The organism is Labrenzia sp. ATLA3 (assembly GCF_057180185.1).
Genome location: NZ_JBXUKV010000001.1, coordinates 241,192 through 262,687, shown reverse-complemented (window position 1 = coordinate 262,687; position 21,496 = coordinate 241,192). Strand labels below are relative to the sequence as shown.

At 57.5% G+C, this 21,496-nt stretch carries 11 protein-coding genes; 6 read left to right on the top strand and 5 right to left on the bottom strand.

Translation table 11 applies throughout. The annotated features are described in order from the left end of the window. Nucleotides 1–49 precede the first annotated feature (49 nt). Nucleotides 50–1,234 carry an AGE family epimerase/isomerase gene (locus AC2A6O_RS01155; RefSeq protein WP_498925415.1) on the bottom strand — a complete coding sequence of 395 codons (1,185 nt, stop codon included), beginning with the start codon at nt 1,232–1,234 and terminating at the stop codon, nt 50–52. Between the two features lie 236 nt (nt 1,235–1,470). On the opposite strand from AC2A6O_RS01155, the gene AC2A6O_RS01150 reads away from it, so the two are divergent. From AC2A6O_RS01150 to AC2A6O_RS01130, 5 genes are all read left to right on the top strand, one after another. Continuing rightward, entirely contained in the window at nt 1,471–2,601 is a 1,131-nt protein-coding gene (locus AC2A6O_RS01150; RefSeq protein ID WP_498925414.1) for an SLBB domain-containing protein, read from the top strand. A 73-nt stretch (nt 2,602–2,674) separates the two neighbouring features. Beyond that, the gene (locus AC2A6O_RS01145; protein ID WP_498925413.1) at nt 2,675–4,024 is read left to right on the top strand and encodes a capsule polysaccharide biogenesis protein; all 1,350 of its coding nucleotides are present in this window, start codon (nt 2,675–2,677) and stop codon (nt 4,022–4,024) included. Beyond that, on the top strand, nt 4,008–5,330 hold the full coding sequence (locus tag AC2A6O_RS01140) for a capsule polysaccharide biogenesis protein (protein WP_498925412.1): 1,323 nt from the start codon (nt 4,008–4,010) through the stop codon (nt 5,328–5,330). The genes AC2A6O_RS01145 and AC2A6O_RS01140 overlap by 17 nt, the downstream gene beginning before the upstream one ends. Nucleotides 5,331–5,338: 8 nt before the next feature. Continuing rightward, complete coding sequence (locus AC2A6O_RS01135) at nt 5,339–7,066, top strand: capsular polysaccharide export protein, LipB/KpsS family (protein WP_498925411.1); 1,728 nt, start codon at nt 5,339–5,341, stop codon at nt 7,064–7,066. 20 nt (nt 7,067–7,086) lie between these two features. After that, on the top strand, nt 7,087–7,896 hold the full coding sequence (locus AC2A6O_RS01130) for an SDR family NAD(P)-dependent oxidoreductase (RefSeq protein WP_498925410.1): 810 nt from the start codon (nt 7,087–7,089) through the stop codon (nt 7,894–7,896). A gap of 74 nt (nt 7,897–7,970) precedes the next feature. Here the strand turns inward: AC2A6O_RS01130 and AC2A6O_RS01125 are convergent, their stop codons facing one another. The 3 genes from AC2A6O_RS01125 to AC2A6O_RS01115 all read right to left on the bottom strand — a co-directional run bounded on the left by AC2A6O_RS01125 (nt 7,971) and on the right by AC2A6O_RS01115 (nt 18,871). Beyond that, the gene (locus AC2A6O_RS01125) at nt 7,971–9,326 is read right to left on the bottom strand and encodes an aminotransferase class I/II-fold pyridoxal phosphate-dependent enzyme (RefSeq protein ID WP_498925409.1); all 1,356 of its coding nucleotides are present in this window, start codon (nt 9,324–9,326) and stop codon (nt 7,971–7,973) included. Between the two features lie 26 nt (nt 9,327–9,352). Then, nucleotides 9,353–16,963 carry a type I polyketide synthase gene (locus tag AC2A6O_RS01120; RefSeq protein ID WP_498925408.1) on the bottom strand — a complete coding sequence of 2,537 codons (7,611 nt, stop codon included), beginning with the start codon at nt 16,961–16,963 and terminating at the stop codon, nt 9,353–9,355. Nucleotides 16,964–17,332: 369 nt separating this feature from the next. Beyond that, nucleotides 17,333–18,871: a trimethylamine methyltransferase family protein gene (locus AC2A6O_RS01115; RefSeq protein ID WP_148587140.1), complete on the bottom strand. Its 1,539-nt coding sequence runs from the start codon at nt 18,869–18,871 to the stop codon at nt 17,333–17,335. Between the two features lie 382 nt (nt 18,872–19,253). On the opposite strand from AC2A6O_RS01115, the gene bmt reads away from it, so the two are divergent. Next, complete coding sequence (bmt, locus tag AC2A6O_RS01110; RefSeq protein ID WP_498925407.1) at nt 19,254–20,282, top strand: betaine--homocysteine S-methyltransferase; 1,029 nt, start codon at nt 19,254–19,256, stop codon at nt 20,280–20,282. 112 nt (nt 20,283–20,394) lie between these two features. Here the strand turns inward: bmt and AC2A6O_RS01105 are convergent, their stop codons facing one another. Further along, complete coding sequence (locus tag AC2A6O_RS01105) at nt 20,395–21,306, bottom strand: hypothetical protein (protein ID WP_498925406.1); 912 nt, start codon at nt 21,304–21,306, stop codon at nt 20,395–20,397. Between the last annotated feature and the right edge of the window lie 190 nt (nt 21,307–21,496).

Genomic DNA, 21,496 nt, shown 5'->3' with positions numbered 1-21,496 from the left:
TTTCCTGCTCTGGTTTCGCCATGTCTGTGGTTTACGGCAACCAGTCAGGTCACAGTGTCCTTGCGAAGTCCTGGAGTTCGGAAATCGCACAGACGATATGATAGAGCGAACTCGCCGGTGCCGGCTCGTCGGTAAAGGTTCCGTCAGGAGCCAGCTTGTCCCGCCACAGACCGGCTGGAACGTCGGCAAAGTAAATCTGCAATGCCCGGACGGCTTCGGGGATATCAGCAAGATAGGCATCGCGTTCCGCTCCGGTAGAGACATCTGCCAGTGCAATCGCTGCCTTGATCCATTCCGTCTGTCCCCAAAGGCGGGCCATCGGATCGCGAACGGAAAAATCGTCGTTCAGGGCCATGAAGGCAACGCCGCGGCTTTCATCTATGCCGTAGGTCCAGGCGATATCGTAGAGGCGCCGTGCTGCGATCAAGGCACCTGCGTCCTTTCGCGATTGTCCCCATCTCGTCAGCAGCCAGGCCCATTCAAACTGATGGCCTGGTTCCATGACGCGGCCCTTGTCACCATCAAACGAAGACCAGTCGCTGTTGAAGAATTCCCGCAGCCCACCGGAAACCGGATCGATGAAGCGTGTGAGAGCGAGTTCGGCAATTTCATCGGCCAAATCCGCCCAACCGGCGTTTTCGGCAACGGCTTCCCACGCCAGACAGGCCTCGAACATGTGCATGTGAGGATTGGAGCAAAGCGGTACTCGTGCGGGAGAGGCTTCCTGAAAGCCGGCTTCCGGATGGCGATAGGTCGTCATCAGGTGTTTCAGCAAATTGTCCGCATTTTGGATGGCGCTGGCTTTACGGTCCGGTAGAGCCGCAGCAATCTGTGCGAAACCGAAAAGAGAGAACGACTGATTGTAGAGGTCGAAGCTCGAGTCGGTGACCTTGTTGTCGATGTCGACACTGGAAGCGTAATGTCCTTCCGGCATCAGGAACGTGTCCGTGTACCAGTCGAAAAGCGCCGACGCTCTTTCCTCGGCCGGGCCCGTCCACCCAAGTTTCTTGCCTTCAAGCAACGAATAGATCTGCCTGTTCACAACCCTTGCGCGCCGCGGAACTGGTAGCCCGGCCTGGGTCTTGAGATCGATGGCGTCGAGTGTGGTGTTGGTTTGCTGGTCGATGCCTGCAGTCGACCAGAGCGGCAAGGCAGAAGCTCGTAGCCAGTTTGTTAATTCTGACGAGAGGTTTTTAATGTTTTTGATGTCATCATGCCGGTTGCTTGCGGTCATAAGATACCCCGAAAAGAGATGTTGGGCGCTCAGGCGGTGAATTCGATTATCGACGCTCACATGCCGAACAGAAGACGATAAATTGGAATTTTATCAATTCACTAGGAAAAGCGGGTGTAGTGTTACAGCAAAGTCACAGCCGGTAGGTTTCTCCCGGGGAAAGCCACGATGCGTCTTGGACATCCTACCAAGAGGGTGTTACCAGACTGGGCAGCAAATGGGTGGATTGGGTACTAATGCGTTTTTTGTCAGTATTGGCGGCTGCCGGGGTTTTGTTTGGATGCTCCGCCCTGCCGGGCGAAGGTCCGGCTGCAATAAATATTTCGTCACAAGACGTCGAGAACAGTGCGCAGACTGGCGATTATACCGTCGTCGTTGTCTCCCCGTCCAACATTGATACCATCAAGAGCTATCGTCCGCTCGCGTTCGCTAACCAGTTCCACGGTGTGGGAAGTGGCGGTTCTTCGACCCTCCTTGGCGTTGGTGATACGTTGAACGTTACAATCTGGGAGGCGTCGCCCGACGGCCTGTTCAGCAGTGCCGGTGGTGGATCGAGCAACATTCCCTCCGTCGTTGACGAAAGCGGCTATATCTTCGTGCCCTATGCTGGCCGCATCCGGGCTGCCGGTCTGAGCATCGAAGGTCTGCGCCAGTCCGTGCAGCAGAAGCTCGTCGGAAAGGCCGTTGAACCGCAGGTTCTCATTTCCCTGAGGGACAAGCTGAGTTCGACCGCTGTTGTCGTCGGCGATGTCGCCAAGCCCGGCGTTTATCCGCTACCGCTTCGGAATACACGGCTTCTCGACCTCGTCGCGCAAGCAGGCGGCGCACGTGATGCAACCTACGAAACCGTGGTGACCCTGAAGCGCGGCAACCGCGCAGGAACCACACGTCTGGAAGATCTCATCGATTATCCGGAAAACAACGTTCTGGTCGCGCCGAACGACAATATTCTGCTGTCGCATCGCCCGCGCACGTTCTCCGCTTTCGGAGCTCTTAAGGCCAATCAGCTGGTTCCGTTCAGAACAAAGACGGTAACGATGGCCGAAGCGCTGGCGACAGTGGGTGGTCTGCGGGATGACCGTGCAGATGCGAACGGCGTCTTCCTGTTCCGCTTCGAAGATGCGGCGCTCGTGCGGAAGCTTAAGCCTCAAATTGCCGACAAACTGACAGGTACGCAAAGCGTGCCGCTTGTCTACAAGTTGAGCCTTCGTGACCCCAAGGGCTTCTTCCTGTCGCAGAAATTCGAGATGAGGGACAAGGACATCCTGTTCGTTTCGAACCATCCGACTGCTGAGCTTGGCAAGTTCCTGCAAATTATCGCACCGCTCATCAGCAACTACTCTGTGGTAAGTAACCTCACGGATTAACAGTTGCCGTAAGAAGATTTAACGGCTCAGATAAACAGGGTGGGCCGTTAAAGCCGGTAGGTTGGCAAATTGCATGGTTTCAGTCAGTTCAATGGTGGTGCTGTTTCTGCAAGGGCCGCCTGGTGTTTTTGCGAGAACCATTGCCGACAGTCTTGAAAAGGCCGGAGCGTCGACACGCAGGATAAATCTGTGTGCCGGAGACTGGATCGCTTGGCATGATCGCAGGTGCACGTCCTATAGAGGGTCTTTGCGAAAATGGCCCGACTGGCTAAGAACCTACTGCCAGGAAGAGAAGATCACCCACATCGTTTATTACGCAGACCGCGTGCCCTATCACGTGGCTGCCGCGGAAGTAGGGGCTGAACTTGGCATAACCTGCCTGACCTTTGAAAACGGCTATCTGCGCCCGGACTGGATAACGCTGGAACATTGCGGAATGTCCGCGCATTCCAGGTTCCCGGACAATCCGGACCACATCATGCAGGCGGGCCGCAGCCTTCCTGATATTGACCGTCAGCCACTCTACAAATACCCGTTCATAAACGAAGCGGTGAACGAGGTGACCTACAATATGGCCAACGTGATCTTTGCGTTGTCCTATCCACGATATGTCCGGGACAAGCTCTATCACCCGCTGATCGATTACCTGAGCAACATTCCGCGGTTCGCGCGTGCGAAAAGCCGGAACAGGCATGCGCACCACGTGATTGACGATATCATCGCAACCGGCTTGCCCTATTACGTCTTTCCTCTTCAGCTCCAGAGCGACTATCAGCTTCGCTACAATTCCCAGTACGATCATATCGCCGATGCTGCGGAGGAGGTGATCAAGTCCTTTGCCGGAAATGCTCCGTCCTCTGCACGTCTTGTCTTCAAGGTACACCCTCTCGATAATGGCATGGAGCCCTGGGGCCGTATCCTGCGGACCCTTGCCAAAAAGTACCGGGTGAAAAAGCGCGTCTTGCTCGTGGATGGGGGCAACCTGAACCGTCTTCTGGAGCATGCGGCAGGATCCCTGACGATCAACAGCACCACCGGGCTGCATGCTCTCAGAGCGAATTGCCCCACGAAAGTGCTTGGCATCGCGCTTTACGACATAGCGGGCCTGACCTGTCAGAATCCTCTCGATGATTTCTGGCGCAACCCGACGATGCCGGATCAGAGCCTGCTGGATGCGCTTGAGCGGCTTCTTGCAGCGTCCATTCAGGTCAAGGGTTGTTTCTACACCAGGGAAGGCCGGGAAGCGGCTGCAGATCTCATGGCGGAGCGGATGATTTCCGACACGGTAAATCTGCCGCAAGCCTTCTGCGAAACGCCGCCGCGTTTACAAAAGGCACAGGCAAGAGGGATTGTGACCACCTTTGCCGAACAGTTGGACCGCCGCGGCAAAACCGAAAGGTGGACGCATGTCTGGCGTGGCTGAGCATTCTGCGCCAACGGAAACTCGCTCAAACGCTGAAAGACAGGTCCTTTTTCTGCAAGGACCTTTATCTCCACTCTACAAGCAGACGGGAGATCGTCTCAAAGCCCAAGGCTTCGGCGTTCACCGGATAAACTTCTGCGCGGGCGACTGGCTGCATTGGCACGGAGAGGGCTGCGTCAGCTACAAGAAGAGCCCGTCAGAATGGCCGGTCTTCATAGACGACTACCTGCGCAATCACGGAATAACCGATCTCGTCCTTCACGGGGACCAGCGCCTTTATCATCGCGTGGCAATCGAAAAAGCGATTAAGCAGGGTGTTTATGTCGCAGTGACAGAACTGGGGGCTTTGCGGCCCGGTTGGATGACACTGGAGCGCAATGGCCTCTCCACTCTCAGTCATTTTCCTTCCGATCCTGCTTCGATCCGGCGCTTAGCGGAAGCTGCAGGTCCGGTGGACCTCAGCCCTCGTTACCCTTCGAGCTTTTGGCTGCAGACGGCCCCTGATGTTGTCTACAATCTGACTAATGTGTTTCTGAAGCATTTGTATCCTGCGTATCAGCGCCATACGATCTATCCGCCTATCCAGGAATATCTGAGAGGCGCGGCGAGGCTGTTGAAAGAAAAACAGAGAGATCGGACAGCGGAAAGCTTGCTGGCAAGCCTCAGGGATAAGGCGGTTCGCTACTATGTGTTGCCATTGCAGCTTGAAGGTGATTTCCAGCTTCGCAGGCACTCTCCATTCGAGAGCTTTGAGCAGGTCCTTGAGATCGTGTTCCGGTCATTGGCCAACGATGCCCCTGAAGACGTCCATCTGGTTCTGAAGAGTCACCCGCTTGATGTCGGCTTTGAAGATTGGCCGGGTGTTTCAAAAACGCTGTCGGATCGCTTTGGTGTGCGAGACAGGGTTCATTTTCTCGATGGCGGAGGTCTCGCAAAGCCATTTGAAGAAGCGCTGGGTGTTGTGACGCTGAATTCAACCGCCGGACTTGAGGCTTTGCAAGCTGGCCTGCCGGTAAAAACACTGGTGCCAGCCCACTATGACATCGCTGGCCTGACCCACCAGGGAGATCTAGCAACCTTCTGGCATGCCCCGGGCTATCCGGATAAAGACCTGCTTTCTGCATACATCCAGGCTCTCGCCGCTTCGACGCAGGTTCGCGGATCGATCCACAATGCCGAAGGTGTGTCGGTTGCCGCGGACAACATCGCCCGCAAGGTTGCCGAAAGGGACTTGAATGCCTTCGGGGCCTACGTCGATCCTCCACCAAGGCTTGCAAGGGCGCGTGCGCTCGGGGTGCCTTTATGATCGGTTGGATGAAAAGACAAAAGTCGGCGGTAAAAATCATCGACCCGGACCTTCGCCCAGTGGCAGACCGACTGCGTGCGGCTGTAGAAGCCGGACTTGCAGAGGGGGCCGGTACCAAACCGTTGCACGCGGGGTGGCTGAGGAATGCCAATCTGCCTGGCAAGGCTCTTACTAATGCCGGTGGAGCCCTTCTGATCCTGGAAGGACCGACGCCTCATCAAGCCCGTCGCCTGCCATCCAGCCTCATTCTTTTACCGGTGTCGGGTGCTGAGCAGAACGACCAATCCTTGAGGAGTGCCGCCTGTGAAGCGTTGCTCAGGCAGTTCGACAAATCGAATGGGAGCAACGCGTCGGTCTGCGATTTCACAGGGATATGGCGTAAGCGTTTGTTTTCCTGCGCCGCGGCGGGCGAGGATGCCAAGCTCGGAACAGATGGTCTAAGCCTGGAGAGAATTCTGGCCGGCGAAGAAGGCCAAACAGACGGCGAAACGTTCTGGACCGAGCTACTGAAGAAGGCTGCACGCGAGCGGACAGCTATCGACAGCCTTCTTAATTGGGTTCTTTCTTGCCGGACCGCCTGGTTCTCGCCTTATGGAAATTCTCTTCTGCGCCCTGAAGAAGCGATAGAAATCTATACGCTGATGCAGGAGCAGTGGCAGGCCAATTCCGTGCCAGGCCATTGTTACGGCGCACAGTACTGGAACCACCCGTCCATCAATGCCACCTTTTCCGGAAAAGGTGGGGCAGTCAGGTTTCACGATACACAGGAAGACGCGGTCGCAGCCGCCCGAGCCGACAGCGGACGCATATACTCCTGGGCCGGCCGAACCGATCCTGCGTTTGAAGCGCTTTGCGCTCGGAATTCAGTTCCGTTGTTGCGCATTGAGGATGGTTTCCTGCGATCTGTCGGTCTTGGAGCAGGCCTTGCGAGGGGGGCGATGCTGGCGGTAGACGATCTCGGGATCTATTACGATCCTTCACGACCTAGCCGGCTGGAAGTTCTGCTGAAGGAATACGAGCTGACGCCTGCTGAACGGCAGCGCGGTGAAGCGCTGATCGACCTCATCATTCGAGCCCGGGTTTCGAAATACAATTTCGGCAAGTCGCAGCAGTTTGACTATCCGGCCGACAGGGAAAAGATCCTTGTGCCGGGCCAGGTCGCTGACGATGCGGCAATCAGAAAGTCCAGGTCCGCGACAATCGATTGCGCCAACACGCCGAATGTCAATCTTGACCTGTTGCAGCTTGCTCGTGAGCGTCATCCGGAAGCATTCCTGATATTCAAACCGCACCCTGACGTTGAAACAGGTTTGCGCAAGGGTCGGGTGCCGCGTGAGACTGCTTTGCAATACGCTGATGATATTGCCGAAGATGCAAATATCATCGATCTCATCGAGGCCGTTGACGTCATCGAGACCTTTTCGTCTTTATCCGGCTTCGAGGCGCTGTTGCGAGGCAAGAAGGTTTGCGTTCACGGAGCGCCCTTTTATGCAGGTTGGGGGCTTTGCGAGGACCTGACGGAAATTGAGGGCAGGGGCAAAAGCCGCACCTTGCCGGAACTGGTCTATCTGGCACTCGTTAAATACGCCCGTACAATCGACCCGGTGTCCTTGCTGCCTTGTTCTCCAGAATTTCTGGTTGCAAGGCTTGCAGAGCAGCGGACTGACAAGCGGCACCTTCTGGTGACCTCCATCAAGCGTCATTCGTCGTGGCTGGGCAGAAAACTTGGAATTTAACCCTCATGGGAGAGGCGATAATGGCAGGCGAAACGCAGAAGGTCATCGTATTGACCGGTGCCAGTGGCGGCATAGGACAGGCGCTCGCGCGTGAATTCGCCGGCCCCGGCATCTATTTCGCCCTGATCGCCCGCGACCAAACCCGGCTTGAAGCTCTGTTGACGGAAATACAGGCGCTTGGCGCCGACGGCGAAACCAGCGCTGTCGACATTCGTGACCGAGATGCACTGCACGCCTACCTGAGCGATCTGGACAAGCGGCATCCACTGGATCTGGTCATCGCGAATGCAGGCGTTACGGCAGGACTTGGTCCGAACCGGACGCGGGAATCGAACGCTGACAGTGATCGGCAGATCGACGTGAATTACCGCGGCGTGGTCAACACCATCTCCGGTGTTGTCGATGGGATGCAAAAACGACGGAAGGGACAGTTGGTGCTTATTTCATCTCTGGCTGGAATGCGCGCCCTGCCTGACATGCCAAGTTACAGTGCCACCAAGGCGGCGCTGATAAGCTACGGCCATTCTCTGCGTGGCTGGCTGAAACCCTTCGGTGTGTCCGTGACGATCATCTGCCCGGGCTTCGTGACTTCACCGATGTCCGCCCGCCACCAGGGGGCAAAACCTTTTGAAATGCCGGCCTCTAAAGCCGCAATGTTGATGCGGCGCGCCATCGATCGCCGCAAGCCGTTTTACGCATTTCCGTTTTTGCTTGCGTGGGGGATCCGGCTTCAGAACCTTCTGCCGACGAAAATCGGCGATCTGTTCATGGGCGGTTTTGACGTAACAATTGATCAGGACCCACGCTACCGGGATGGTTCCGACAAGTAGATTTTGATCCCTTCCGGACACGACACAAACGCCGTGTCCGGGTCGTTCTGCAACGAGGCTGAGCCGCTGGAAGTTTAGCGCGCTGCCTTGATCAGCCTGTCGACGGCAGTTCCATCGGCGCGCATTGCGTCCAGTTCCGAAGCCGTTGTCTCGACGGCGCGACGGATCTGCTCTTCCGTATGTTCGCTCGTGATGAAGAACCGGATACGTGCGGACTTCTCCGGAACTGCCGGGAAAATGATCGGAAGGGCGTTGATTCCCTTTGCGAGCAAACGATTGGAAAGCGTTGCAGCACTTGCAGAATCGCCGACAATCACTGGAACAACCGCATAGCCGGCACTGGGGCCGGTGTTCAGTCCGGCTTCCTTGGCAAGTTTCAGAAAAAGAGCTCCGTTTTTCTGAAGTTTTCCCACCCGCTCCGGTTCCTGCTCTAGCAGTTCGGCAGAGGCAATGGCTGCCCCTGCAAGCGCGGCAGAAAGTCCGACGGAAAAAACGAAGCCCGGAGCCGATACCTTGAGATAGTCGCAAAGCACTTTGGAACCGGCGATATAGCCGCCACAGGACGAGAAGGTCTTGGACAGTGTACCCATCCAGATTTCGACTTCCGTAGGGTCTATTCCGAAATGTTCTGCAATGCCCTTGCCGGTCTTGCCGAGGACCCCGATGGAATGTGCTTCATCGACCATCAGCCAGGCGTCGTAAGCCTGTTTGAGCTTCACGACACGTTTCAGATCCGGGAAATCTCCATCCATCGAATAGAGACCTTCGACGACAACCAGCACCTTGTCGAACTTGTGCCTATGATCTGCGAGCATCTTTTCCAATGCATCCAGATCATCATGCGGGAAATTCATTCGGGTAGCGCCGGACAGACGAACGCCTTCGGCAATGGAGTTGTGGACAAAGGAATCGGTCAGAACCAGATCGCCTTTGTGAACAAGATGGCCAATCGTTGTGACGTTGGTGGCATGCCCGGACACCATCACGATTGCTGATTCCACACCGTGAATTCTGGCCAGGGCTGCTTCCAGCTCCGCGTGAAACGGCCGCTCACCCGCAACGATCCGGCTTGCTGAAACGCTTGTGCCGAACTTGTCGACATGCGCTTTCGCAGCTTCATTGACCTTGGGATGCCCGTTGAGACCAAGATAGTTGTAGGAGGCGAAATTGTCGTAGTTGTTGCCGTTGATGAAGCTCGTTCCCGCAGCAAGTCCATCATGCGGGCGGAAAAACGGGTTTTCAATTCCCATCATGTCCGCCGCAGCCCGATGCATTTGCAACTGCTTGACCTGCGGAAGCTCCTTGAAGTCATAGACCTTTCGCTTCGGCGCAGCTTGCGGGCGAGCCGACGAAGACGCCGTACGTCCGCGCGCAGAACGGCGGTTGGCTTTCAAGCTGTCCATCAGCTTGGCGCGATCATCAGCGCCCATACCAGTAAATCCTTTTATGAGGCCGCTTACAGGAAGGAACCAAGTTCGCGGCTCTTGTTCTCAACTTGAGTAGCGATATCGGAAAGATCTTCCGATTCCTGACGCTGGTCATCCACATGAATGCTGGCAAGTTGCTGTGTTTCATCCGAAATACCGGAGGCATTTTCTTCGCCCAGAACCCGGTTCGCAACTCGGCCAGACAAGTCGATCAGTGTTGCGCCATTCGCCAGAGACATCAATGGAATGTCGATCCCCAGCTGCCGTTCCGCACTCATGCGCAGTTCCAGAGCCATCAGCGAATCCATACCGATATCAGACAGCGGCTTGTGCGGATCAATCTCCTCGGGAGCAATTCGCAGGATCTTGCCGATTTCAGCAGCCAGAAGCTTGGCAACCGTCTGAGCGGCGGTTACCTGATCCATGCCTTCCAGCATGGCAGCCAGATTGATTGCTCCATCTGCGCCGGTCTCGTCCTCGTCGCCAAGGCCGAGCAGGCTGACAAGCGGCGTTCCAACGAGAGCCAGATCTTTCCGTGCTGCCTGCCAATCGATACGCGCGTAGCCCATAGCGGCCAGGCCGCTATCTTCCTGTGACGGCTGCACCATAAGCGACATCAGACCATCGAGAGCTTCCTTGGCGGTCAAGGCATGGCGCCCGAGCTTGCGGGACAGCATCTCGTTGACCTCTTCGTTGCGGGCAAGGTAGCCCGCATCGGAGATCGCACCCCACGCAACAGCCAGTCCGGGACGGCCTTCTGCGCGGCGTTTGCGCGCAAGCCCTTCCAGGTAGCCGTTGGCGGCAACATAGTTTGCCTGCCCCGGATTGCCGACAAGCGTCGTGGCGGACGAATACAGCACGAAGTGATCGAGCGGATCGTCGGCCGTCAGCCTGTCCAGGAGCTCCGCACCGCGAATTTTGGGTGCCAGCACTCTGGTCAGGCCATCGTGATCCATGTTGGCGATCAACACGTCATTCAGCACCATCGCGGTATGGAACACGCCTTTGATCGGGCGCCCTTCGCCTCGGATCTCCGCAAGCGCTTTCTTGACAGCAGCTTCATCGGTGATGTCGCACGCGTAACCTTTGATGGAGACGCCACGCTTGGTCAGTTGGCGGATGACTTCCTGAGCGTCTTCACTGGAATCGCCCCGCCGGCTGAGAACCGCCAGTGACTTGGCTCCGTGATCGGCAAGGCGGTGAAGCAATGCCGCACCGAAACCGCCGAACCCACCAGCAATGAGGTAGACGGCGTCGCCGTCGAACGAGATTTCACGCTTGGTCGGCACGCTTTCGGGAACTGCCGGTGGGCGGATCACGATCTTGCCGATATGTCCGGCCTGCTGCATCAGGCGGAAAGCATCGACCACATCCGCCGCCTCGAACAACCGATGCGGCAAGGGACGCAAGGTTCCGGCTTCGAAGAGCTCGACAAGCTTGACGAACAGATCGACAGCCAGTTGGGGTTGGCGGGTCAGCAACTGGTCGGCGTCGATACCGAAGTAGGTCAGGTTCTGACGGAATGGACGCAGGCCGATCCGGGTGTTGCCGTAGTAATCGCGCTTGCCCAGTTCCAGGAAGCGGCCGAACGGTTTCAGAACCTCGATGCTGCGTTCCATGGCCTCGCCAAACAGCGAGTTCAGAACCACATCGACGCCTTCGCCGGAAGTTTCTTCCATGACAGCATCAACGAACGCAAGGCTTCGGGAATCCAGAACAACGTCGGCTCCGAGCAGTTTCAGCGTGTTGCGCTTGTCTTCCGATCCGGCTGTCGCGATAATTTTCGCACCGCGCCACTTGGCAATCTGCAAAGCAGCCAGACCGACACCACCTGCGCCGCCGTGGATCAGGACGGTTTCACCTTCGCTAAGGGCAGCCAGATGCACGAGGGCATAATAGGCGGTGAGGAAGGTAACCGGGATCGTGGCTGCTTCTTCCGCGCTAACCGTACTCGGCATCGGTGCACAGCCGCTTTCATCGACCGTCACATGAGAGGCAAAGCAGGCTGGGGCGAAGGTGATGACCTTGTCGCCCGGTTGGAAGCGGGTCACATCCGGACCGCAGCCGACGACATGACCACAGCATTCCATTCCGAGTGTCGGACCAGCAAACCCGTCTTCGAGAGCTTCTTCCGGCAGCAGGCCAAGCGCCCACATCACATCACGGAAATTGAGGCCGCTGGCTTCAACGGCAATTTCGATATCCTTGCCTTCAAGCGGCTTGCGCTCCACGGCATGCCAGGCGAGCTGGTCCAGAGATCCTTGCCTCAGGATATCAAGCCGCATGGCCGGTTTTGCGCCCTCTGGCAAAGTGAAGCTTGAAAGTACACCGCCTCTCACCAGGCGGATGCCGGAGCGAGTCTTGCTGTCGAGTACGATTTCCCGTTCGCAATTGGCAATCAGAATTTCATCTGCCACTCGGGCGGCGGCAATGCCCGGTTCCAGATCTGGTGAAACGTCGATCAGCTTCAGGTTCGCATCCGGGTATTCGTTCATGACCACGCGGCCGAACGCCCAGATACCGGCCTGCTCGGGGGCGGCGGGTTTGCCGCCGGCAATATCCTGAGCACCGGCTGGAGCCAGAAGTGTGAATTCACCACCATTCGGCCCGAGCGCCTTGAGGAGCGTCATCAGGCTGTAGGCCCGGCCATCGACGGAGGCAAGAGCATCTGCCGGAGCTGCATAGGCACCAAGCAGATGAATGACCCGGCCATTGTGGGCCGCGACAAGTGCGTTGAGTGCTTCGTCTTGTGCTTGGGCGTCACCTTTGTCGCCAAGCGCGACGCTCCAGATGTCGTCGCCAAGCTGTTCGGTAACTTCGCCCGGTACCAGAAGGGTGGCCGCGTGACCTTTACGGTTCAGGCAGGCCTTCAGGCCTTCCGCAAGACGGTGAGACGCGCCTTCGGAACTGGTCAGGAGCAGATACTTTTTCTGTTCGGCCTCAACGTCCGATGCTTCCTCGCCTGTCGTGTCTGCCACTTCGGCGACGTGCTCGCCAGCACGTGCGCAGATCAGATCGGCTTCGATCAATGCACTCTTGAGCGGCACGGTCTGGACGTCCGTCAGGCCAGCAGCTTCCAGCGCCTTGGTCCAGTCGGCTTGCTGTCTGGAAATCGGGAATTCGGCAGTGGCGCCTTCGTCCCACCAGGAAGAACCGACACCCATGATAAGGTCGGTGAGAGGATGCGGCAGCGGTTCCGCGCCCAGCACAAGACCGCCGGGGACAATGGACTTCGTGAAACGCTTCAAGCTGTCGGCATCGATCTCGGCAAGAGACGTGTCGAACAACACGATGTCGAAATGCCGGTCATACGTGAAGGAAGTTTCGCCCGGTTCGACAAATTCAGTCGCCGAGCTACCCTGCCAAAGCCGCTCGCCGCGACCGACTGCAGACGATGTAGCATCTGTCACAGTCAGTGCCATGTAGGTAGGATCGAGCGCGTTGTCGATTGCCGCCGCAAGTCCGCTGTTGGCTCCAACCAGAAGCACTCTGAGAGCCTGATCATTCGGCCAGCCGGCAATCAGGCTCTGTACACCCGCCTGCAAGGCGGAGGAAAGCGCGTGCTTTGCCGGAGACGACGTACGGTAGGCATCGAACAGGCTTGAGGAATATTCCTTTCCGGAAGCTTCCTGCAGGCCGAATTTGAGAACATCCGGCAAACCGGTCCAAAGACGCGCCAGCAAGGCCGCCTCGGCAATGTGTTCGCCGCCACCATCGGTCAGGGCTTGCAGAAGCTGTGAAGCATCCGGATTGCCGGCTGGGTCCGAAAGCTCGAAACCATCGTCGCTTTCCGTGCACAGACCACTTTCCACCAGCCAGCTGAAGAGGCTCGCTGCCAGAGGGATCGCGCTTTCATGCAGCTCTCCAGCTGTGACCAGCGCACCCACCTCGACCTTTCGACCTGAAAAGAGATCGAAGAGAGTCTTGTGTGCAATCGTTCGGCCAAGAGCTTCTATCAGAACCCTGCTGTCGTCGAGTTCCTGATCGTCCGAGCCCAGAAGATCGAGGTTGCCAGCCAACGCAGGTAAACCTTCGAAGCTTTCCTTCAGCGGGGAGACACGGTCCTGTGCGGGGAGAAGCGTAGCAATCTGCCGATAGACCAGATCATCGGGGCGTGTATCCTGCCCAAGGGTCACCGCTTTGAAGCGGGTCTTGGTGAGGCGGGCGATTGTCAGCCCTTCGGCATCCAGGAACTCGAAGCTTGCTTCGATTGAACGCGGCGAGGCCTTGGTGACTTCAATGCGCACGGAAGCTGGGAGAGTTTCCGGCGCCAGAAGACGCAAGGTGCCGAGACGGATCGGAAGGAACGACGTGTTTTGCGGAACGTCCTTGACGCCGTCGAGCAACGCAAACAGGCCGTGGAAACCGGCATCCACCAACGTCGGGCAGAGCGAGAACGAGTAGTCAGCCAGGATTTCGTCCTGCGGCAACAGCGTGACGGTTGCGCTGGTGTTCGAGTGTTTGACGACTTTATCTGCCCGGCGGAAGGCCGGGCCGTAGTTAAGGCCGAAGCCCTTGGTGACCGTATAAAGGGTCTCGTGATCAAGTTCGGAAACGACGCCGTCAGCTGGCTTCAACCAAGGCGTTCGGGATGTGGTCGAAGGCGTCAGGAAAGTTCCGCGGGCGTTCAGCGACCAGTCGTTGTCGGACAGGCGCGGGCGCGACAGGATCTCAAGCACATGGTCGTCGGGCGAAATACGGACCTGAGTCTCCCACACTTCGTCGCCTTCGATCACCAACGGGCGCAGAATGTCGAAATCGCGCAGTTCGATCTGGTCGCTCCGGCTCCAGCGGAGCGCTGCGCGCAGGCTCATCTCGATGTAGCCAGCAGCCGGATAGACGACGCTTTCCTCAACCTTGTGATCCTGCAGGAAGGGAAGGGATGCGCTGTCTATGTGGTTGAACCACTCGGCGGTATCCTGGCGCAGCCGGTAGCCGAGCAGAGGCCAGGTTTGACCGAACATGAAATCGACGCGTTCAGAGCTGTTTTCCGGGCGATACTCGGAATTCTGCCAGGGATAGGATGGCAGCGGAACCAAATGGTCTGGGCGTTCGCCAACGAAACTGAGCAGATCCGTCTGACCGCCGTGGGCAAGAACGGTCGCCGCGATCCGATCAAGTGGGTTGCCTTTGCTCGCAACTGCCTTCTTGGACGGTTCCTTCAGTGTTTCCAGAACCTTGGCCTTCTTGCCCTTCGCCCGGAGAACATCGTTCACATAGGTGCCGAGGACAGGCTTCGGGCCGATCTCGATGAGGACGGAGAAGTCATCGGCAGCCATGTTTTCCATCGCGGCCGCAAACCGGACCGGCTGGCGAACGTTGTGCCACCAATATTCGGCATCAACGCTCACATCGCGCTCATCCGGGGTAACGGTGGAATAAAAGGGCAGTGACGCGGCGGTGGGCGAAAGGCCATCAAGAGCTGCAAGAAGCGGCTTCTCGATCGGGTCGACCAGGGCGCTGTGGAAAGGGTACGCCAGGTTAAGGCGGCGCATGGCCCACTTTTTCTTGCGGGCAAATTTCGCGAAGGCATCAAGGCTTTCGCTGTCGCCGGAGATGGTGACGCTGCGCGGGCTGTTGTCCGCGGCAAGCTCCAGCTTGGGTAGACCGCTTTCCTTGATCGCGGCAATTGCCTGATCCGCCGGCTGAAGCAGGGCGGCCATCGAACCCAGGTCGCGAACGACTTCCTGTTCACTGGAACGCGCACGGATAACCCGAACCGCCTGTTCGAGGTCAAGAGCACCTGCACACCACGCTGCGGCCACTTCACCGACCGAATGGCCTGCCGTACCGGCCGCGGTAATGCCCCGCTGTCGCAGGGACTCCACGATACCGACCTGAATGGCAAACAGAAGTGGCTGAGCGATCTCGGAGCGCTCCAGATCGGCTTCAAGGTCTTCCGCAAAAAGCGTCGTGACGAGAGACCATCCGCTCAGACCCATGAAGATCTTGTCGACCTTGTCAAAAGCAGTCCGGAAGGCGGTATCAGCCTGATAGGCTTCCTGCCCCATGCCGGCCCATTGAGACCCGTTACCGGAAAAGACAAACCCGACTTTCGCGTTTGCCTTGATGACGCTGCCGGACACAATGTCGGTGCTTTCATCGCCGCTTTCGGCAAACAACCGCAGCGCGTCGAGTTTTTCCGCTCTTGTCTTGCCGAGCACGACCAAACGCTCCGACAGGAGGTCGCGGCCATGGGCGCTCGAGGCAATGACGTTTCCGGCGGTTTCATCCGCTTCGCTGTCGAGGCAGTCGGCGAATTTTCCGGCGAGTTGCTGCAAGGCATCCTTGGATCGGGCGCTGATCACGAGCGGCGCTTCGACCGGCGCGGACGAAGCTGCGTTGGTGACGGGATCCGGATCGCCGATGACCGCGTGCGCATTCGTACCGCCGAAACCGAAGGAATTGACACCTGCAAGCCTGCGACTGCCGTCGCGCTCAAGGGCCATGGCTTCGCCGGCTACCTTGAGGTTCAACTCGTCAAAGGGAATATCCGGGTTGGGGTTCCTGAAATGGAGCGACTGCGGCAACAGATCTTCCCGCAGAGCCATGATGGCCTTCAGAAGACCGACAAGGCCCGACACAGGTTCCAGGTGACCGACATTTGTCTTGACCGACCCGATGGGCAGTACCTTGTCGCGTTTCTGACCGATAACCTTGCCAAGCGCATCGGCTTCTGCGGGATCGCCGACACGCGTACCCGTGCCATGAGCCTCGATGAAGGCAAGCTCGTTCGGATCGATCTCCAGGCCGTCGTAAATTTCGCGCAGAAGATCTGCCTGTGCGTACGGCGATGGCAGCGACAGGCCGACGGTGCGGCCATCGGCGTTGATGCCGGTAGCCAGCAGCTTGCCGTGGCTCTTGGCACCTTCCGGAACTCCCGCCCGGGCCGAACGCAGAACGATCACTGCGCCGCCTTCCGAGCGAACGTAACCGTCACCATTGGCATCGAATGCCTGGCAGAGGCCGGTCGGAGACAGCATCGTGGCGCGAGAGAAGCCGACAAAGGCAAATGGGCTGAGCAGAAGACTGACGCCGCAGACGATGGCAGTGTCTATCTGGCCGGACTCGATGGCTGAAACAGCTTCATGAAGGGCAACAATGGACGAGGAGCACGCGGTATCGACTGTAAAGCTCGGGCCGCGAAGGTCGTAGATGTAGGAAATCCGGTTGGAAACGATCGACAGCGTGTTGCCGGTCATGAACTGCATGTCGGCCATGGCCGGATCGACCAGGAAACGATGGTGGTAATCCAGCGAGGACGCACCTACATAGACGCCGGTATTTGATCCCGCCAGGTCGCTCGGGCGGATGTTCGCGTGTTCCAGCGCTTCCCAGACCAGCTGCAGCAGCAGGCGCTGCTGCGGATCCATCTGCACGGCTTCACGCGGGGAGACGCCAAAAAAAGACGGGTCAAATCCCCAGACGTCATCAAGCTGTCCGGCGGCCCAGGTGTAGCTTTTGCCCGAGGTGCTTTGAACAGGATGGCCAAACCGGGCGAGAGGCCAGCGGTCATTGGATACGGACGTCACGGCACATTTGCCGTTTTTCAACAATGTCCAGAATTCGGCAGAATCATTGGCGCCGGGAAGTCGGGTAGAATAACCAAGAATATCGATGTTTGATGTAAGCGACGCCACAGAACAACCTGTTTTTATTAGTTGGGAACAGTCAAGTTATTGAGTTACATATGGAAACTTACAATTTGTAAACAGTCATTCGTGCAAGCTCCCTCAAGAAAAATCGAAGACCGGCGCGACCCAGTCCCACTGCTGTCCTGCGTAAGCTTATCCCATGCCAAACAGCGTTTCCAGCTACCTCGCAAACGCAGGGTTTGGCAACCTTTATCCCATGCAGAAATGCTGGAAAAGGCTACATACATAAAAAAACGTAGTTCTTCTGATTGTTGTTAAAAAACGTGGCGGGTTTGCAAGAGCAGGATTTGAAAATCACTTTAAAACAAACGCCCCGCAAAATTGCGGGGCGCGTAGCTGAATTTATGAACAGGATCAGACGTTGCTGTCCGGGAAGGAGCTCTTGCGCTCGGTCATGAACGCTATCAGGGCCTCGTCAATGCCAGGGTCCAGCTCAGGGCCGGTATAGCCCGCCAGCTGTTCCTTCCAGCGTGCGTTGGCCCGCTGTGCGGCATTCAGTTGCCCGTCGGCAAGCCATTGCTCGTATGAGTTGTTGTCCGCGATGGAGGACCTGAAGAAGGCGCTCTCGAAATTGCGCTGCGTGTGCGCGGCGCCAAGGAAATGGCCGCCTGGGCCCACTTCCTGAAGCGCATCCATCGCCAGGGTCTCTTCGGAAATCTCGATCCCCTTGGCCAGAACATGCATCATGCCGAGCTGGTCCGCGTCCATCACGAATTTTTCGTAAGACGAGCACAGGCCACCTTCCAGCCAACCTGCCGCATGCAGACAGAAGTTCACACCGGATTGCACTGTCGCCAGAATGGTCTGGGCGGACTCCTGTGCGGATTGCGCATCCGGGGTCTTGGAGGCGGTGAACGAACCGCCCGAGCGGAATGGCAGATTATGCCTGCGGGCGAGCTTCGCTGCACCATTGAGAAGCAGGGACCCTTCCGGGCTGCCGAAGGTCGGTGCGCCGGACTGCATGGAAATCGAGCTCACGAAGGCACCGAAAACGACCGGCGCACCGGGACGAATCAACTGTGTGAGGGCGCAACCTGCCAGGGCTTCTGCCAATACCTGCGACAGTGTACCGGCAACCGTCACCGGGCTCATGGCACCTGCCAGAATGAACGGCGAAACGATACAGGCCTGATTATGCCGGGCGTAGACCTTCAGGGCGCCAAGCATGGTCGCATCGAAAACCAGAGGTGAATTGGCATTGATCAACTGGATCATGACGCAGTTCTGGTCGACGAACTCTTCCCCGAAGGTGATCTGCGCCATCTTGACGGAATCTTCGGCGCGCTCCGGCGCGGTGACCGATCCCATGAACGGTTTGTCGGAGTACTTGATATGGGAATAGACCATATCGAAATGCCGCTTGTTGACCGGTAGGTCGACAGGCTCACAAACGGTGCCCCCGGAATGGTGCATCCATGGCGACATATAGGCCAGTTTCACGAAGTTGCGGAAATCCTCGATCGTGCCATACCGACGACCCTTGTCGAGATCGGTGACGAAGGGAGGACCGTAGACCGGAGCAAAAACGAGATTGTTGCCGCCGATCTCCACGTTGCGGGCAGGATTGCGTGCGTGTTGGGTAAATTGCGAGGGAGCCGTTTTCACCAGCTCCTGCAGCATGCCTTTGGGAAAGCGGACGCGTTCGCCGTCGACATCAGCACCGGCTTCCTTCCAGATGCCGATAACCTCCGGATCGTCCCGGAATTCGAGGCCGATTTCGGCGAGAATTCGGTCGGTGTTGGCTTCAATTCGTTCCGCGCCTTCGTCGCTCAGAATGTCGAAGTTCGGAATGTTGCGCGAGATATACGGAATGGCCAGGCTGGCGGGGCCGGCTTGCCGGCGTTCGCGGCGTGCGCTTCTTCCTCGACGGCCAGATGGGGCGGCGTCTGACATCTTATGCTCCCAAGATGAGTTTGGTTGCGCTTAGTCTTTCTCAGGAGCCTTGACAACCCGGCTCCATAACCGTCGCACAATACCGTAAAAGCGTCATAGCGCTTTGTTGCTTCATTTTGGCAGGAAAGTCCATTGACTTTGCACCCTGAAAAGTGATTTCGGAAATGGCATTCAGGCGAGGGAAGACGTTTCGTTTCCAGGACGGCCCGGCAATCGTTTCAGGGGAGTGACCCACCGAGGGCAACACTCGCTCGGCAACAACCGCAGGTTCGATTATTTTGGAAGAAAAGAGCCGTCTATGGATTTTCTTTCGCGGTCTGCTATTGCAGGCGAAAGCCCCCGAACGGGTACAAACGACACCAACAAGACGAAAGACTGCTGAATGTCCAAGCTGGAAGAGCTGCTTGCCCGAAAGGGAGCGTTGCTTGCCGACGGCGCTACCGGAACCAATTTGTTTGAAATGGGTCTCGTTTCCGGCGATGCGCCGGAACTGTGGAACACAGACGAACCGGAAAAGATTACCGCGCTTCACAAGTCCTTTGTCGATGCCGGATCCGATATCATTCTGACGAACACCTTCGGCTGCAATCGTCATCGGCTGAAGCTGCACAAGGCGGAAGGTCGCGTCGGGGAACTCAATATTGCCGCCGTGAAACTGGCGCGCGATGTGGCGGAAGCCTCGGGACGAACGGTTCTGATCGGCGGTTCTGTCGGGCCAACCGGTGAGCTTTTTCAGCCTCTGGGTGCGCTCAGCTATGAAGAGGGCGTCGCAGCCTTCAAGGAGCAGATGGAAGCACTGGTCGAAGGTGGCGCCGACATTCTGTGGGTGGAAACCATGTCTGCCGTCGAAGAGATGAAGGCGGCCGCAGAAGCTGCGCAGAATTTCGACGTGCCGCTTGTCATTACCGCCAGTTTCGACACTGCCGGCAAGACGATGATGGGCCTGTCTCCCAAGGGGCTGGGCGATCTTCAGGCGCAATTTGCCTGCACGCCGGTTGCAATCGGTTCCAATTGTGGTGTCGGTGCTTCAGATCTTCTGGCAGCCATCATGGACATAACCGAAGCCTACCCGGATGCCATCGTTGTTGCGAAAGCCAACTGCGGCATCCCGCAGATCAAGGGCGATGAGGTTGTCTACACTGGAACCCCGGAACTGATGGCCAAATACGCACATATGGCGCTCGATGCGGGCGCACGGATTGTCGGTGGTTGCTGCGGCACGTCACCGGTTCATCTCGCGGCAATGCGTGCCGCGGTGGATGCGCATCAGGCAGGTGACCGGCCTACGCTCGAAGAGGTCATCACCGAAATCGGCCCGCTTGTATCCCCGCCGAACAAGGAAGCCGACGCTGCCCGCGCGGAAAACGATGCCTCTGGTTCCGGACGGCGCAGAGGCCGCCGGCGCGGCTAGAGGCCGCCTGTCAGCTGAACAACAAAGCCCTCGCTTCTGAAGACAGCCAGAAGCGAGGGCTTTTTTCGACCGGTTCACGAACTGCGGGGGAGCTGCAATCGTGCTGCAGGCTTCACTGCAGCCAGGGAGCCGATGCGCTCCAGAAGATGATGTCGACCCCGAGATATCCGGTGGCATACTCGACAAATTCCGACCGGGTAAACGCCTTGCCCGTGTCCGGATTGACGTATTGCAGGGTGGGCTCCTGAATCGCCATCGCGATCACCGGCAATTTGTCCTGATACTGGTGGAAGAAAGGGTAGGAGTTTTTCATCTGCGCCTTTCGGTTTGGAACGATGTCCGGCCCACCCAGACCAATGCCCAGTTCTGCTGCCTTCTCAAAACTGCGCTGCATATAGCCTTCGCTGTTTGCCCATTCGCAGGGCCAGAAGTTTATGTATTGCACCACCTGCGACTTCTGGAAGGCGCTTCGGGCAAAGGCCATGTTCTCCAGGGTCGCATCGAAATAGGCATCGCAGGTGAAGCCTGTCTTATCCTTTGCTCTATCGATATCCATGGAGCTTTCCGGCAAGTTGAGGCCTTCGATGCGGCCGTCGAACTTCTCCGCGAGGGCGGTCAAAAGGGCCTGAAAACGGCCGCGAACGGCGTCGCTCCACTGAACGGTGACCCAGCCCTCCGGCTTTGGGTTTTCAGCTTCGCTGTCATCGACCTGACGGGCCAGGCCACCTGCATAAACAGGGTCTTCCAGAATGTAGTCCGGCAGGTAGCGGGCATCTTCGGAGAAGAAACGGTCCTGAAGCTGAAGGAAGAATGCCTTGTCATACTTTTCAGCAATGGCCAGATCGCGTTCGATTGCCGAGAAGTCGTAATGCCCTTTTTCAGGTTCAAGCATTCTCCAGTTGTAGAGGATCTGTACTCCGGAAAGATCTGGATTGGTCAGCAGAGACTGCGTCTGCGAGAACGCACCCGCGCTTGTGTAGAGATAGTTTCTGACCTCGGCCAGGGCGGCCTGAGGTGAGATCACGGCAGAGACCACCGCTACAAGCGGGGGCAAAGAGCGAAAACTTCGAACGGAAAACACTTTGCTTAAAGCTGAAATCAGTTTGGTCAACGGACGACCCCTTTGTCTGAAAAAGGAAGGCAACCCGACAAAGGTTTGAAGTGAGGCACTTGTGTGACCGGATATGGTTTTGCTCAAGAAACAAATTGACGCA